Origin of the sequence: Paraburkholderia sp. NMBU_R16, assembly GCF_013282575.1 — a bacterium.
Classification (GTDB): Bacteria; Pseudomonadota; Gammaproteobacteria; order Burkholderiales; family Burkholderiaceae; genus Trinickia.
In genome coordinates, this window is record NZ_JAAAYE010000033.1 from 1 (window position 1) to 15,221 (window position 15,221).

Annotated in this window: 14 protein-coding genes; 3 read left to right on the forward strand and 11 right to left on the reverse strand. The window is 61.2% G+C overall.

Annotation, left to right across the window (positions count from 1 at the left end):
- Positions 1-181: 181 nt before the first annotated feature.
- From GWC77_RS29630 to guaB, 6 genes are all read right to left on the reverse strand, one after another.
- Positions 182-1,780 (reverse strand): DUF5906 domain-containing protein, encoded by a 1,599-nt coding sequence (locus GWC77_RS29630; protein WP_173258984.1) that lies wholly within the window; start codon positions 1,778-1,780, stop codon positions 182-184.
- The gene (locus GWC77_RS17475; protein WP_173258986.1) at positions 1,777-2,112 is read right to left on the reverse strand and encodes a hypothetical protein; all 336 of its coding nucleotides are present in this window, start codon (positions 2,110-2,112) and stop codon (positions 1,777-1,779) included. The genes GWC77_RS29630 and GWC77_RS17475 overlap by 4 nt, the downstream gene beginning before the upstream one ends.
- A gap of 15 nt (positions 2,113-2,127) precedes the next feature.
- Entirely contained in the window at positions 2,128-2,343 is a 216-nt protein-coding gene (locus GWC77_RS17480) for an AlpA family transcriptional regulator (RefSeq protein ID WP_173258987.1), read from the reverse strand.
- 195 nt (positions 2,344-2,538) lie between these two features.
- Positions 2,539-3,882, reverse strand: coding sequence for a site-specific integrase (locus GWC77_RS17485; protein ID WP_217283314.1), 1,344 nt, complete (start codon positions 3,880-3,882; stop codon positions 2,539-2,541).
- 220 nt (positions 3,883-4,102) lie between these two features.
- Positions 4,103-5,686, reverse strand: a complete 1,584-nt coding sequence (guaA, locus tag GWC77_RS17490; protein WP_173258990.1) for a glutamine-hydrolyzing GMP synthase — start codon at positions 5,684-5,686, stop codon at positions 4,103-4,105.
- A 247-nt stretch (positions 5,687-5,933) separates the two neighbouring features.
- Positions 5,934-7,394 carry an IMP dehydrogenase gene (gene guaB / locus GWC77_RS17495; RefSeq protein WP_173258992.1) on the reverse strand — a complete coding sequence of 487 codons (1,461 nt, stop codon included), beginning with the start codon at positions 7,392-7,394 and terminating at the stop codon, positions 5,934-5,936.
- Between the two features lie 288 nt (positions 7,395-7,682).
- On the opposite strand from guaB, the gene GWC77_RS17500 reads away from it, so the two are divergent.
- A complete protein-coding gene (locus GWC77_RS17500; protein ID WP_173258994.1) occupies positions 7,683-8,753 on the forward strand; it encodes a DMT family transporter in 1,071 nt (356 codons plus the stop codon).
- On the opposite strand, the gene GWC77_RS17505 is transcribed toward GWC77_RS17500, so the two are convergent.
- Positions 8,653-8,985 carry an RnfH family protein gene (locus tag GWC77_RS17505; RefSeq protein ID WP_173258996.1) on the reverse strand — a complete coding sequence of 111 codons (333 nt, stop codon included), beginning with the start codon at positions 8,983-8,985 and terminating at the stop codon, positions 8,653-8,655. The genes GWC77_RS17500 and GWC77_RS17505 overlap by 101 nt on opposite strands.
- Positions 8,982-9,419: a type II toxin-antitoxin system RatA family toxin gene (locus GWC77_RS17510; protein ID WP_173258998.1), complete on the reverse strand. Its 438-nt coding sequence runs from the start codon at positions 9,417-9,419 to the stop codon at positions 8,982-8,984. The genes GWC77_RS17505 and GWC77_RS17510 overlap by 4 nt, the downstream gene beginning before the upstream one ends.
- Positions 9,420-9,518: 99 nt before the next feature.
- Here GWC77_RS17510 and smpB point away from each other — a divergent pair, with 99 nt between their 5' ends.
- Positions 9,519-9,965 carry an SsrA-binding protein SmpB gene (gene smpB, locus GWC77_RS17515; protein WP_173259000.1) on the forward strand — a complete coding sequence of 149 codons (447 nt, stop codon included), beginning with the start codon at positions 9,519-9,521 and terminating at the stop codon, positions 9,963-9,965.
- Between the two features lie 101 nt (positions 9,966-10,066).
- Here smpB and GWC77_RS17520 read toward each other — a convergent pair whose 3' ends face one another.
- From GWC77_RS17520 to ppsA, 3 genes are all read right to left on the reverse strand, one after another.
- Positions 10,067-11,005 carry an SPFH domain-containing protein gene (locus tag GWC77_RS17520; protein WP_173259002.1) on the reverse strand — a complete coding sequence of 313 codons (939 nt, stop codon included), beginning with the start codon at positions 11,003-11,005 and terminating at the stop codon, positions 10,067-10,069.
- A gap of 3 nt (positions 11,006-11,008) precedes the next feature.
- Positions 11,009-11,488: an NfeD family protein gene (locus GWC77_RS17525; protein ID WP_173259004.1), complete on the reverse strand. Its 480-nt coding sequence runs from the start codon at positions 11,486-11,488 to the stop codon at positions 11,009-11,011.
- A gap of 159 nt (positions 11,489-11,647) precedes the next feature.
- Positions 11,648-14,053, reverse strand: a complete 2,406-nt coding sequence (gene ppsA / locus GWC77_RS17530) for a phosphoenolpyruvate synthase (RefSeq protein ID WP_173259006.1) — start codon at positions 14,051-14,053, stop codon at positions 11,648-11,650.
- A 344-nt stretch (positions 14,054-14,397) separates the two neighbouring features.
- On the opposite strand from ppsA, the gene GWC77_RS17535 reads away from it, so the two are divergent.
- Positions 14,398-15,213, forward strand: a complete 816-nt coding sequence (locus GWC77_RS17535; protein WP_173259008.1) for a pyruvate, water dikinase regulatory protein — start codon at positions 14,398-14,400, stop codon at positions 15,211-15,213.
- The last annotated feature ends 8 nt before the right edge of the window (positions 15,214-15,221 follow it).

Here is a 15,221-nt window from a genome sequence, read left to right on the forward strand (position 1 = left end):
GAACGTGAACAACTTCTCGGTGAATGTGTCGCTACCGCGCATGATCTTCAGGAGGCAGACAGGGCTTTCTTATCAACGCTTCGGCCACCTCGTCCGATGACCAGGCGAGTGGTATTTCAGCAAGCTGTTAGGGAAGAAAAAAACCGCCTCATGGGCGGCTCTTTTTGTGCACGCGTGCAGTTCAGATCGGACGATCATCGCGGTCGGATTCTCTGGATGCGCCGGCCAACACGTCCATTGCTGGCAGCGTGTCGTTGTAATCGCGAGCGCGGGCCGCCTCGGTTGCAATCTCGACTGGCGTAGCCTCAGTCCACCGCTCGGCGTTGCGCAGAATCCAGCACCGCCAGGACTGGCCGCGAACCTTGACCAGCCGCCCGTCGCCGTACTGAACCGCGCCGGCTTCGGTCAACGCTCGACGCATAGCCGGAGTGAATCCCTTGTCGTGCCCGTCGCCCAGCACTTCGGCGGCGTCGCCGTTGGTGATTACGTCAGCAGGCCAGCGCTTGATTAGCTGTTCGGCTGCCTGCTGTGTCATCGACTTCGATGCGTTCAACGCAGCGCGCTTCGCTTCGTTCATCGGCGGACGTTCGCCGGGGTTGAACGCGCTGATATCACGCTCACGCAGATAGACGCCCACCGCGTTGATGAACTCGGCATCGCCAAGCAGTGCATACAGCTTCGTGTACGTCTCAGGCGAGCGCGGCGCGGCATCGTGGCGAACCACGCGCCAGCGGCGGTCGGTGCCCTTCATCGGCAGGGCGTTTTCGTAGTTGCTGAACACCAGCCAGCGGCAAGAATTGCGTTCCTTGAACTTGCGGCCAAATTTCGGATTGATTTCGCGTTCTTCGGCGTTGACGATGGCGTTAAGGCGGTTGGCATTGCGAAATGGATTTTCGCCGCTACCCTCCTGTACTTCATCGACCATTGCCAGCACGCGGCCCGCCAGCATGCCGTTAAACTGGCTTTCCAGCAGCGCAGGCAAATCGACGTTCGGCGCAACATATCCTCGCCACACGCGCGCCAGAACAGACGCCATCCAGTTACGGCCGGTTCCGGTGTTCGCAGCGATGTGCAGCCAGCCGTAATGCGGCAGCACGCCAGGGCACTGCTCGATGTGTGCAAGCCAGTCCAGGAACACTTCGCGCTCGGCCACATCCTCAATCAGATATGCGACGTGTTCCAGAAATGGCTGCTCGTCGGCCGATGACTTACGACGCTCGATTGGCCGCCAGGAATTCATCGCCGTCTCGCCGTCAGGATCGCGGCAGATTTCGCTGGCCCCAGCATGGAACGTGCGCGCGTGCACTGTCTTGCGGTTCGCGTCCTTCTTCCACAGCGCCGCGTTCGGAACCTGACGCGGTTTCGCCTTGCTGTCCGGGTCGCCTACTTCGGTGGTGTTGCACGCCGTAAGATCACAAAACTCCCCGAACGACAAAACCGTTTTCGGCGCGCTCAGCCTGCCTACCTGGCTGCCCGACGCAATCCACACGCAATCTTCCAGCATGTCGTCCACCGTCATTACAGGCGGCAAGACGCTAACGGGTTCGTCCTGCAAGCGCGCGTTTTCTTCCTTCTGCTGGCGGCGTCGTTCTTCGTCACGCGCATTTCGCGCTTTCCGCTGCTCGTCCTCCCAGGCCAGCAATTCGGGCGACTTCTGAACCCTCGGCTGATCCTTCGGCTTCTTCTTCCGGCGCGGCGAATGCTCGGGAGCAACCGTCGCATCCAGCGTGCCGGCCTTCTGCATTGCTCGGATTTGTTCAATCGAAATGAACGCGTTCACTGGGCGTCGCCTCCCGCATTCTTACGCTTCGGCTCCCAGCCGATGGACTCCAGCGCACGACGAACGGCGGCCGGCGTATAACTGATGCCGTCACGGCAGCCATACTGAAAGTTGCGAACGATGATGCGTCCCGCGTCCTGCAGACACATACCGCTCTGCCTCGCTTGCATGACGGCCTTGATAACGGCGTCATCAATTGCGCGACGCTGCCGTTCCGCTTCGTCGCGAAGCATTGCGGCGTTGACTTTTTCCCACGCGAGAAAATCGGATGGGGTGATATAATTATTAGGAGTGCTCATGGTTATTTGGTCCTTTGCGGTGGTCGGCTTCATGGTCGTCCACCGTTTTTATTGTGCATTCGCGATTTCCATCTGCGAGCGCTGCCATTCCTGAATGTCGCTCAGCCTCCAGGCTGTGACGCCTTGAATCCTGATCGGCTTCGGAAAGCTGCCATCCTGCACGCGCCGCCAGAGTGTCGGCTTGCTGAACGGGACGAAGCGTTCGTTGATAAGCTGCGTGATGCGAAGATACGTTTCCAGACCGATGGTTTGCGTGTTGCGCATTTTGGTATGACTCCATGTGAGATTGCATGGCGACAGTTTCGGTGCCATTGCGCGCAGTTTCCTCTTGTGGGTTATTCGTTTCCTCTTGCGGGTTCTTCGCCGTACGGCGCTCGCAGTTCACTGTGCTTAACGCTGCATCACGAACGCAATAAAAAAACCCGGCCGAAGCCGGGTCGTTGTGCGCGCACACGAAAATTAGAGGTCGTCGTCTAAGTCATCTTCGTGTACTTCGGCGGCTCGCCGCTTTGCGTCGGCTATCAGGTCGCGCGCTGACTCTCCACGCATCCACGCGTCGACCATGTCGGCCCAGCATTGCAACATGATCTTTCTTTCGGTCAGGTAGCGGTTCACGTTGTAGACGGCGGCGATGCGGTTGCGCGGTGCATGCGCCAGTGACATTTCAATCCAGCGTTCCTCAAACTTCGCACGGTTAAGCCCAGTGGAAAACGTGCGCCGCAGATCGTGCACGCCGAACGTCTGGAATTCCGGGTCCGACTTTCGAATGTGCTCCACGGCCGCGTCAATGACCCGATTCAGGGTTGCGTTCGAAATCGGCTGGTCGTGGTCGTATCGCCCTGGGTGCAGGTAGTCGCTGGCACCGAAGCAAGCACGCAAGGCCACTAAAATGTCCAGCGCCTGGTCGCTCAATGGGATTACGTGCGCCTTCCCCGCCTTCATTCTGGCGGCGGGGATTGTCCACCGCTCGGCGTCGAAATCAACCTCCCCCCAAGTCGCGTCTATGAATTCCGATTTTCTAACGCCAGTCAGCAAAATGAATTTCAGCGCCAGTCGCAGCGTCGGCGTGGTGGCTACCAGCTCCAGCGCGATCAGGAATGTGCGGATTTCGGCCGGCGACAACGCGCGGTCGCGGGGTTCAAACGTTGCGATGGCCGACGCGCGGATTGATTCGGCTGGATTCTCGACGGGCAGCCCACTGGCGCGCGCGTGCGCGAATATAGCCCGCGTTACATCGCGAACATGGATAGCTACTGCGGGGCCGCGTTTGGACTTCACGTCGTCACAAAGCGCTTTCAGGCGAGCGGGTGTCACCTCGTCCAGCTTTAGTTTTGACAGCGCCGGTTCGATGGCACGCTTATAGACAGACCTTCGCATCGCCAGGGTGCTGTCCGCCAGTTGCTCGGCGCCGCTCTTGGGGTCTGCCTTGTGGGCAAAATAGTTTTCGGCCCAGCCACCGAACGTCAGCGCGTCCGCTACTGCAGAGCGCTTGTCTGCTTTCCCGCGCGACGGCGATGCGCCCCGCTCCACGTCTCGTCTGGCGCGATCCAGCAGCGTGCGCGCCTCGGCCAGCGACATGTCCATGCCATATTCGAGCGTATCGGGTTCGCGCGCCGGATTGCGTGCCAGCTTGGCGTCGTACCGGCCTATTGTGAGCGTCTCGCCCCTGCCGTTTATCCGATAGTTGTATCTGAAACTGATGGTGCCGCTCGGCAGAACGGCGGCGTACAGGCCGTCACGGTCGCCCTTCTTGTAAAGCTTCTCGGCGGGTTTGAGCTTCTGCAGCCCCGTATCTGTCAGCAAGGTATCCTCCGTTCGGTTCACCATCAGATACCATCATGGTACCGCAATGGTACAGAACAGAACGAAGTGGATGCCCTAAAAACATGCCATCGACCGTACCAGCAAATATATCGAGATCGGGCGACACGAAATGAGACCGGATGATAGCCTTAAACCGTTGCTACATATGGCGTTTAGGCGATTTTCGATACCAAGTGAGACAGCTTGGCGCGGCCCAAAATCACTCCCACTCAATCGTAGCCGGCGGCTTCCCCGAAATATCATAGACAACCCGATTGATCCCTCGGACCTCATTGATGATCCGATTCGAAACCTGCCCGAGCAACGCATGCGGCAAATGGGCCCAATGCGCCGTCATGAAATCGAGCGTCTGCACCGCGCGCAGTGCGACGACATATTCATAAGTCCGCCCATCGCCCATTACGCCAACGCTTTTCACGGGCAAAAACACGGCAAACGCCTGACTGGTAAGGTCGTACCACGACTTCCCGGTCTCCTTGTCGATCGTGTTGCGCAGCGTCTCGATGAAAATCGCATCAGCCCGCCGCAGCAGATCCGCAAAGTCGCGCCGCACCTCACCAAGAATCCGCACACCGAGCCCCGGCCCAGGAAACGGATGCCGATAGACCATCTCATACGGCAATCCGAGCTTCACACCAAGCTCGCGTACCTCGTCCTTGAACAGTTCCCGCAACGGCTCAAGCAACTTCAAATTCAACGTCTCAGGCAAGCCACCAACGTTGTGATGGCTCTTGATCGTATGTGCCGCCTTCTTGCCCTTGCCGGCCGATTCGATCACATCCGGATAAATGGTGCCCTGCGCCAGCCATTTCGCGTCGCGCAGCTTGCCCGCTTCCGTCTGAAACACTTCAACGAACTCGGCGCCAATGATCTTGCGCTTGTGCTCCGGATCCGTCACGCCGGCTAGCTTCGAGAGAAACGCTTCGCTCGCATCGACATGGATGACGCGCACACCGAGATGATCGGCAAACGTCGCCATCACCTGCTCCGCCTCGTTCAACCGCAACAAGCCATGATCGACGAAGACACACGTCAGCTGATCGCCAATGGCGCGATGCAGGAGCGCCGCCGCCACCGATGAATCGACACCACCCGACAAGCCGAGAATCACATGCTCGTCACCCACCTGCGCGCGAATCTTCTCGACAGCCTCGTCGATGTAATGCCCCATCTCCCAATCGGCCTTCGCGCCGCAAATCTGCAGCACGAAGCGCTCGAGCATCGCACGCCCTTGAACCGTATGCGTGACTTCCGGATGCCATTGGAGACCGTAGAAATGCCGCTCTTCATCGGCCATTGCCGCAATCGGGCACGATTCCGTGGACGCCATCAGCGCGAAGCCTTCCGGCATCTCGGTTACCTTGTCGCCGTGGCTCATCCACACTTTCAGCATGCCGTGCCCTTCCGGCGTACGGAAATCTTCGATCCCCTCGAGCAGGCTCGTATGGTTACGCGCACGCACTTCGGCATAGCCGAATTCGCGCACGTGCCCACCGTCGACCTTGCCGCCCAGTTGCTCCGCCATCGTCTGCATGCCGTAACAGATGCCGAGCACCGGCACACCCAGTTCGAACACGGCCTGCGGCGCGCGCGGCGTATCGGATTCGGTCACCGAGTTCGGCCCACCCGACAGAATCACGCCTTTCGGGGCGAACTCACGGATGAACGAGTCGTCGACATCGTACGGGTGAATCTCCGAATACACATGCGCTTCGCGAATACGGCGGGCGATAAGTTGGGTGACTTGCGAGCCGAAGTCGAGGATCAGGATCTTGTCATGCATGGCTGGGCACGAAACTCAATGAGGAAAAATAGAAAACGAATGCGTCAGGACGGGCGATCGGCCATGCCGATAAACAAATTGCGCCGAGCGGCCGGCAAACAAGACCGGCGCGCAGGCGCAACAGCTGTGCAGGCAGCAAGTGGCAGCACTCATTACCGAAAAAAGCTGACGACGATCGCGGAAACCGGACGGGTCGGCGCGAAGGGCAAGCCGAACCAGGCCAACCCGCCCGCAACGCCCACACGCGTCAGTCCACGTGATAGTTCGGTGCTTCCTTCGTGATCTGGACGTCGTGCACGTGCGATTCGCGCATCCCTGCCGACGTGATCTCCACGAACTGCGCTTTCTCGTGCATCTCGGCAATCGTGCTGCAGCCGCAATAACCCATGCTGGCCCGCACACCGCCGATCAGTTGAAACAGAATGGCGTTGACCGAGCCCTTGTATGCAACGCGGCCCTCGATCCCCTCGGGTACGAGTTTGTCGATGTTGGCCGAATTGTCCTGGAAGTAGCGGTCCGCCGCGCCATCCTTCATCGCGCCGACCGAACCCATGCCGCGATACGACTTGTACTGGCGGCCCTGATAAAGGAACACGTCGCCCGGCGCTTCTTCCGTACCGGCGAGCATGCTGCCCATCATGACTGCGTCGGCACCGGCGGCAAGCGCCTTGCTGACATCGCCGGAGTAACGCACGCCGCCATCGGCGATCACCGGCACACCCGTGCCCTTGAGCGCCTCGGAGACGTTTGCGATCGCCGTGATCTGCGGCACACCCACGCCGGCCACGATACGCGTCGTGCAGATCGAACCGGGGCCGATGCCGACCTTTACACCGTCCGCGCCGTATTCGATGAGCGCACGCGCCGCGTCGGCCGTCGCGATATTGCCGCCGATGACTTCCACGTGCGGGTATTGCTTTTTGACCCAGCGCACACGCTCGAGCACGCCCTTGCTGTGACCATGCGCGGTATCCACGACGATGACATCGACCCCCGCCGCCGCAAGCAGCGTCACGCGCTCTTCATTATCGGGACCGACGCCCACCGCCGCGCCCACGCGCAGCTTGCCGTGCTCGTCCTTGCACGCATCGGGGTGCTCGGTCTGCTTCGTGATGTCCTTGACGGTCATCAGCCCGCGCAGTTCGAAGGCGTCGTTCACGACGAGCACGCGTTCGAGACGGTGCGAGTGCATCAAGGCCTTCGCCTCCGCAAGCGGCGTCCCTTCCTTGACTGTCACGAGCCGCTCGCGCGGAGTCATGATGCTCCGTACGGGCTCGTCGAAGCGCGTCTCGAAGCGCAAGTCGCGGTTCGTCACGATACCGACGAGCTTCGCGCCCTCCACGACGGGAAAGCCGGAAATGCCATGCTGCTGCGACAACGCAATGACGTCGCGCACCTTCATGTCGGGCGGGATCGTGATCGGATCGCGCACGACGCCCGATTCGAACCGCTTGACCTTCACCACTTCACGCGCCTGTTCGGCAGCCGTCAGATTCTTGTGGATGATGCCGACGCCGCCTTGCTGCGCCATGGCAATCGCGAGCCGTGCCTCGGTGACTGTGTCCATCGCGGCCGACACGAGCGGCATATTCAGGGAAATATTGCGGGTCAGCTTGGTCTTGAGGCTGGTGTCGCGCGGCAACACATCGGAGAAAGCCGGGACGAGGAGCACGTCATCGAACGTGAGTGCTTTCTGGATCAGACGCATGGCAAATCCTATAGGCGCAAAAGCGAATTATACGCGATACCTCCCTGGTTTTCACTGCGCGAACAGCAAGTTAGCGCATTTTTGTGCCCCTCGGGCCGACGCGATTTCGGTTTTGCGTTCGAGCCCGGTTCGCTCGTTTTTCGTTTGCGCGACACGCACGAATCGAACCAACAGAAAAAAAGCGCGCGATCGGGCCCACGCTCCCGCGAGTGCAGAAATGAACAAGACGAGGCCTCGCCACGCTCCTACAGTGCGGCACAGTGCAACCCATCGAACGAGGATCACGGCATGCGGCAGGGAGTGAGCTACGGCATCATGGCTGGCGCCCTATGGGGCACGGTGTTTCTCGTGCCGAGGCTGCTGGGCGACTTCCCGCCGGCATTGCTCGCCTCTGCGCGCTGCATGATGTACGGGCTCGTTTCGCTCGCCGCTGCGGTACCGATCGCGCGGCGTGTGGCCGGCAAGCTGACGCGAGCCGATCTCGCCGCGCTCGCGCGGCTCGCGTTGATCGGCAATCTCGTCTACTACCTGTTTCTGACCGCGGCGGTGCATCGGATCGGTATCGGGCCGACCTCGCTGATCGTCGGCGTACTGCCCGTCACGGTCACCCTCGCCGGGCGACACGACCACGGTGCCGTGCCGCTCGTTCGTCTGATCTTTCCGCTCGGGCTCGTGGCGGCCGGCATCGCCTGCATCAATGTGGATGTCTTCACGGGCGACGCCTCGCAGGCGGCCGCGAGCGCGACGACGGTGGCCGGCAAGCTCGCCGGCGTCGCCTGCGCGGTGGGCGCGCTCGCCACATGGACTTGGTTCGCCGTGGTCAACGCGCGCACGCTGCGCGGCAATGCCCGCTTCGACAGCAACGAATGGTCGGTCCTGCTGGGCGTGGCTACGGGCCTCTTCGGTGCGCTGACGTGGTTGCCCGCCCTCGCATTCGTCCACGCACATGGCGCCGCGGACAGCTTCGAGACGCTCAGCAGCGCGCGCTGGCAAACGTTCTGGCTGCTCAACCTGGGTTTGGCGGTAGGCGCTTCCTGGCTAGGCAACGGCCTGTGGAACGCGGCCGCAACCCGCTTGCCGCTCACGCTGTCGGGCCAGTTGATCGTCTTCGAGACGCTGTTCGCCCTGCTCTATGGATTCATCTACGACGCGCGCATGCCGCGCCCGCTGGAAGGCGCAGCGATCGCACTGCTGTTGGCCGGTGTGGTATGGTCGGTCAAGCGGCATAGCGGCGCGCAGTCCCGGCCCGCCTCCCCGCTCAGCGCGAATCCTTCGACAACCATTTGCGGCCCTCGATCGAGCCCTCTCGGCGTGTCTTGTCCACGCGCCGCTGCCGAGCAAGCTTCGGGTCCACAATGAGCGGACGGTAGATCTCGACTCTGTCGTGATCCGCGAGCGGCGCGTCGAGCGGCTTGAGCTTGCCGTACACACCGACTTTCGCGGTCGAGAGATCGATCTCCGGGTGCCGCTCGACGATGCGGCTCGCGTCGATCGCGTCGCGAACCGTCGCACCGACCGGCAAACGAACCTCGATCAGGGTTTGCGTCCCGGGTTGCGCATAGCAGACGCAGATCGACAACGGTGCGCTCATGGCCGGCCGTAGCGCTGATCGGCGCGCTTGACGAACGATTCGACGAACGTGTTCGCGATATGCGTGAATACCGGGCCGATGAGTTTCTCGAGGATGACGCTCGCAAACTCGTAATGCAGTGCGAATTCGATTTTGCAAGCATCCGTGCGCAGCGGGGTGAACCGCCAGTAGCCGGTGAACTTGCGAAACGGCCCCTCGGCGAATTCCATGTCGATGCGTGTCGGACGCGACTGCGTGTTGTGTGTCGCGAAGTGCTGCTTGATGCCCTTGAAGTTGATGTCGATGCGGGCTTCCATGCCGTGCTGGTCCTGCCGCCGGATCTCGACGCCGCCGCACCAGGGCAGGAAGTTGGGATAATCGGCGACATCGGTGACGAGATCGAACATCTCCTCGGCCGAGTGCCGAATCAATACGGTTTTCTGGACATCAGCCATACATTTGACGGCGCGCGGGCGAAAGTGGGCGGAGCGGAGCCTCGGTAGGTCCCGCTTTGCTAAAATTGCAATTTTAAACGAGATGGGCATCCTCCATTCATGAGCATCATCGACAACAGAAAAGCCTTCTTCGATTACTTCATCGAGGAGCGCTACGAAGCAGGGCTCGTGCTCGAGGGATGGGAGGTCAAGGCACTGCGCGCCGGGCGCGGCCAGATCAAGGAAGGTTACGTCGTCGTGCGCGACGGCGAGATGTTCCTGATCGGTGCGCACATCAGTCCGCTGCCCGAGGCGTCGACCCACATCAAGCCCGACCCCGTCCGCACGCGCAAACTGCTTTTACATGCGGATCAGATCAAGAAGCTGATCGGCAAGGTCGAACAACGCGGTTATACGCTCGTACCGCTCAACTTTCACTACAAAGGCGGCCTCGTCAAGTGCGAAATCGGCCTCGCCAAGGGCAAAAAGCAGCACGACAAACGCGAGACGGAGAAAAAGCGCGATTGGGAACGCGAAAAGGCACGGCTCATGCGCTCGGCCGGCTGAGCGCCTGGCCAAGGCCAAGAAGGCCGAGGACTGAGTACTGAGCGCTCAGTCGAACTCCGAGGCCACCGCTGGCGGCCCCGGTTGCGAAATGGCCGACGGTTTCAGCGCGCCTCGGCCACCTGTGCGTTTTTGCCGCGGCTCACGATCGTCAGCGCCGAGGCAATCATCGTGCTCAAGTCGGACAGGTTGCCGGGCACGATCAGCGTATTGCCCGCCTTGGCCAGATTCGAGAACGCATTGACGTATTGCTCGGCCACTTTCAAATTGACGGCGTCCATGCCACCGGTCGATTGAATCGCGCCCGCGATCTTTCGGATCGCCTCGGAATTCGCTTCTGCTACCGCCAGAATCGCCGCTGCTTCGCCCTGCGCCTGGTTGATCGCTGCCTGACGCTCGCCTTCCGAGCGCTGGATGGCCGCCTCGCGCTGGCCGGCCGCAATGTTGATTTGTTCCTGCTTGCGCCCTTCGGAGGCCGCGATCAGCGCGCGCTTTTCCCGTTCAGCGGTGATCTGTGCCTGCATCGCATGCAGAATTTCCTTCGGCGGCGTCAAATCCTTGATCTCGTAGCGCAGCACTTTCACGCCCCACCCCGACGCCGCCTCGTCGAGCGCCGACACCACGCTGCGGTTGATGAGATCGCGCTCTTCGAAGGTCTTGTCGAGTTCCAGACGGCCGATGACCGAGCGCAGCGTCGTCTGCGAGAGTTGCGTGATGGCGAACACGAAATTGGTCGATCCGTACGATGCCTTCATCGCATCGGTCACCTGGAAGTACAGCACTCCGTCCACCTGCAGTTGCGTGTTATCGCGCGTAATGCAGATTTGCGCGGGCACCTCGAGCGGGATTTCCTTGAGTACGTGCTTATACGCGACGCGATCGACGAACGGCAGCACCATGTTGAGCCCCGGCGCGAGCGTCGCATGATAGCGACCGAACCGCTCGACCACCCACGCATGCTGCTGCGGCACGATCTTGATCGTCTGCGCGACGAGGACGATCACGACGACGAGCAGCACGGCCCCCACGATGGTCATATCCATTGTTCACTCCTTGGTTGTTGACAGCGGATGATGCGGCGCGGTCGGACCCGACGGCTTCTTTTCGGCGACGATCAGACGGTTCCCGTGTACCGCGGTGATCTCGTAGCGACGCGCGTCGTCGCGGGCCCCGGGCGCGAGCTCCACGTCCCAGAGCGCGCCGCGATACGGCACACGCGCATGGCCATCGCGCCACTCGAGGACCTCGATCGCGGCGCCGATATCGGGATGGACGTCAGGATTCGACCCGGCATCGCGCCGCGCCTTGCGGTGACCGAAGCGGCTGCGCCGCAACGTGATGACTGCCGCAAGCGCAACGAGCGCCGCCACCGCGTATTGAACGGCCGGCGCCGCACCGGCCAGATGAACGAGCGCGCCGGCGAGAAACCCGAGCGCGATCATCAATAGATAAAACGTCCCGGTCAACAACTCGGCGACGACGAGCACACCCGCGCCGATCCACCAGATATAGTCGTTCGGATTCATCCCGGTCTCCTCGAATCCGGTTCACCCCGAGTACCGAATCCCGAATCCTGAGTACTGAATGGCCCAATAATAAAAACGCCCCGGGGTTACCGGGGCGTTATAGCACGAATGCCGTGACTTGCACGACGGACCCGCACCGATATCGGGCGGGTTCGCTCGTTACTTCGCTGCGGCCTTGGCAAGCGCCTGCCAGGTCTCGATGATCGTATCCGGATTCAGCGAGATGGACGCGATGCCTTCATCGCTGAGCCACTGCGCGAAATCGGGGTGATCGGACGGCCCCTGACCGCAGATACCGACATACTTGTCCAGGCGCCGGCACGTATCGATCGCCCGCTTCAGCAGGAACTTGACCGCCTCGTCGCGCTCGTCGAAGTCGGCCGCGAGCAGTTCCATGCCGGAATCGCGATCCAGACCGAGCGTGAGCTGCGTGAGGTCGTTCGAGCCGATCGAGAAGCCATCGAAGTGTTCGAGGAACTGCTCGGCCAGAATTGCGTTCGACGGAATCTCGCACATCATGATGAGGCGCAGGCCGTTCTCGCCGCGTTTCAATCCGAACTTCGCGAGCAGGCCCACGACGCGCTCCGCCTGCTTGAGCGTACGCACGAACGGGACCATGATTTCGACGTTCGAAAGACCCATGTCCTCGCGCACGCGCTTGAGCGCCACGCATTCCATTTCGAACGCCTGCGCGAAGTCCTGCGCGATGTAGCGCGACGCACCCCGGAAACCCAGCATCGGGTTTTCCTCATCCGGCTCGTAGCGCGAACCGCCGATCAGCTTCTTGTACTCGTTCGACTTGAAGTCCGAAAGCCGCACGATGACGGGGCGCGGATAGAACGCCGCCGCAATGGTAGCGATGCCCTCGGTCAGCTTGTCGACGTAGAACGCACGCGGCGATGCATGGCCGCGCGCAACGCTTTCGACGGCCTTCTTGAGATCCTGATCGACATTCGGATACTCGAGGATCGCCTTCGGGTGCACGCCGATGTTGTTGTTGATGATGAACTCGAGCCGTGCAAGGCCGACACCGGCGTTCGGCAACTGCGCGAAATCGAACGCAAGCTGCGGATTACCGACGTTCATCATGATCTTGACCGGAATCTCGGGCAGCTCGCCGCGCGCGATCTCGGTCACCTCCGTTTCGAGCAAGCCGTCATAGATCTTGCCTTCGTCGCCCTCGGCGCACGACACCGTGACGAGCGTCCCATCCTTCAGGACATCGGTGGCGTCTCCACAGCCGACGACGGCCGGCACACCGAGCTCGCGCGCGATGATCGCCGCATGGCAGGTACGTCCGCCGCGATTCGTGACGATCGCCGACGCACGCTTCATCACCGGCTCCCAGTTCGGATCGGTCATGTCGGCCACGAGCACGTCACCCGGCTGCACCCGCTCCATTTCCGACGGATCGTGAATGACGCGCACGCGTCCCGCGCCGATCTTCTGACCGATCGCACGGCCCGTCGCAAGGACGGTCGACTGGCCCTTCAGTTTGAAACGCTGCTCGATCTTGCCGGCACTCTGGCTCTTGACCGTCTCAGGGCGCGCCTGAAGGATGAAAATCTTGCCGTCGCGGCCATCCTTGCCCCACTCGATGTCCATCGGACGCTGGTAGTGCTTTTCGATGATGACGGCGTACTTCGCCAGCTCGATCACATCCTGATCGGTGATCGAGAAACGGTTGCGCTGCTCGTGCGGCACGTCGACCGTCTTCACGCGACCCGGCTCGCCCGGCTGCGTGAACTCCATCTTGATCAGCTTCGAGCCGATCGAGCGGCGGATGATCGGATATTTGCCCTGCTCGAGCGTCGTCTTGAAGACGTAGAACTCGTCCGGATTCACCGCGCCTTGCACGACGGTTTCACCGAGGCCGTAGCTCGAGGTGATGAACACCGCATCCTTGAAGCCCGATTCCGTGTCGAGCGTGAACATGACGCCGGCCGCGCCCACGTCCGAGCGCACCATGCGCTGCACGCCGGCCGAAAGCGCCACTTCGGCATGCGTGAAGCCCTTGTGAACGCGGTACGAGATCGCCCGATCGTTGTAGAGCGAGGCGAAGACGTGCTTCATCCGGTCCAGCACCTCGTCGATGCCGACGACGTTGAGGTAGCTTTCCTGCTGGCCCGCGAACGATGCGTCGGGCAAATCCTCGGCCGTGGCCGACGAACGCACGGCGAACGACAGTTCGTCGGGCGAGCCGTTTTGCAGGGTCTCGAACTGCGCGCGAATCTCCTGCTCGAGTCGGGCCTGCATCGGTGCCTCGACGATCCATTGCCGAATTTCGGCACCGGCGGCGGCGAGCGCCTTGACGTCGTCGACGTCGAGCGTCGCAAGGCGCGCCGCAATGCGCTCCGTCAGATTGTTGTGCGCGAGGAAATCGCGAAAGGCCAGCGCGGTCGTGGCAAAGCCGGTCGGCACGCGCACGCCCGCCTCCGCCAGTTGGCTGATCATCTCGCCGAGCGAGGCGTTCTTGCCGCCCACGATCTCGACATCGGTCATTCGCAATTGTTCGAACGGAACTACATACGCCTGGTCCTTTGCGACGTTTGCTGCGTTAGTCATACAAGCCCCTAAGTGTGAAAAAAATGCACGGCTGCGCACGCGGGCTCGGACGCGCGCCACCCCATTGGAAGACGGCGCGCATCATGCGCAACCTGTTGGAGAAGCAATCGCATTTACGTTTCGATAGCAATTGCTTATCCAACAGGTTGTCGCTATTTTACCGTGCTGCCTCGCCAAATAGTGGCCGCCGCGCGATAATCGGGGCGCTCGAAGCGAAAAAGCGCCGGCAGAACGTGCGCCGGGGCGCCTGAAAGGCATCGCTCCTCCGTTTTTCCGCGGGCGATGCCGTCTGTTTTCGAGCCAGCTCCCAGCCCGCAGCGCCGCTACCTTCAGAGTTTTTCTCGATGCCGCCAACCGTATTCATCGTTTCCGACGGTACTGGAATCACTGCCGAAACCTTCGCGCATTCGATTCTTTCCCAGTTCGATCAGAAGTTCCGTCTCGTCCGCGTCCCGTTCGTCGATTCGGCCGACAAGGCGTATGCGACGGTCGAAAAGATCAGCGAATCCGCCCTGTTCGACGGCCGCCGCCCGATCGTTTTCACGACGCTCGTCGATAGTGCCTCGAACGCCATCGTCAAGAATTCGAATGCGCTCGTCCTCGATATCTTCCAGCAGTTCGTGGAGCCGCTCGAGCAGGAACTCGATATGAAGTCGACGCACGCTGTCGGCCGCGGCCATCAGAATGCGGACACCGAGGAATACAAGACGCGTATCGAGGCGATCAACTTCTCGCTCGCGCATGACGACGGTCAATCGAATCGCAATCTGACCGAAGCGGATGTCATCCTCATCGGCGTATCGCGAAGCGGTAAAACGCCGACAAGCCTTTATCTCGCCATGCAATACGGCGTGAAAGCGGCCAACTATCCGCTGATTCCCGAAGATTTCGAACGCGGCAAGCTGCCCGGCGCGCTCGGCGATCACCGCGACAAACTGTTCGGCCTGTCCATCGACCCTCAACGCCTGTCGGAGATTCGCAACGAGCGGCGTCCAGGCAGCAAATACGCGGCGCTGGAGAACTGCCGCTACGAGATCAACGAAGCCGAAGCGATGATGCGGCGCGAGGGGATCAAGTGGTTGTCGTCGACGCACAAGTCGATCGAAGAAATCGCCACCACGATTCTTCAAGAAATCAAATTGGAACGTCCTGGCTATTGACCGTGAGA

Coding starts and splice junctions, on each gene's coding strand:
- GWC77_RS17475 (WP_173258986.1), bottom strand. CDS start 2,112: ATGAAGCCGACCACCGCAAAGGACCAAATAACCATGAGCACTCCTAAT.
- GWC77_RS17480 (WP_173258987.1), bottom strand. CDS start 2,343: ATGCGCAACACGCAAACCATCGGTCTGGAAACGTATCTTCGCATCACG.
- guaA (WP_173258990.1), bottom strand. CDS start 5,686: ATGCATGACAAGATCCTGATCCTCGACTTCGGCTCGCAAGTCACCCAA.
- guaB (WP_173258992.1), bottom strand. CDS start 7,394: ATGCGTCTGATCCAGAAAGCACTCACGTTCGATGACGTGCTCCTCGTC.
- GWC77_RS17500 (WP_173258994.1), top strand. CDS start 7,683: ATGCGGCAGGGAGTGAGCTACGGCATCATGGCTGGCGCCCTATGGGGC.
- GWC77_RS17505 (WP_173258996.1), bottom strand. CDS start 8,985: ATGAGCGCACCGTTGTCGATCTGCGTCTGCTATGCGCAACCCGGGACG.
- GWC77_RS17510 (WP_173258998.1), bottom strand. CDS start 9,419: ATGGCTGATGTCCAGAAAACCGTATTGATTCGGCACTCGGCCGAGGAG.
- smpB (WP_173259000.1), top strand. CDS start 9,519: ATGAGCATCATCGACAACAGAAAAGCCTTCTTCGATTACTTCATCGAG.
- GWC77_RS17520 (WP_173259002.1), bottom strand. CDS start 11,005: ATGGATATGACCATCGTGGGGGCCGTGCTGCTCGTCGTCGTGATCGTC.
- GWC77_RS17525 (WP_173259004.1), bottom strand. CDS start 11,488: ATGAATCCGAACGACTATATCTGGTGGATCGGCGCGGGTGTGCTCGTC.
- ppsA (WP_173259006.1), bottom strand. CDS start 14,053: ATGACTAACGCAGCAAACGTCGCAAAGGACCAGGCGTATGTAGTTCCG.
- GWC77_RS17535 (WP_173259008.1), top strand. CDS start 14,398: ATGCCGCCAACCGTATTCATCGTTTCCGACGGTACTGGAATCACTGCC.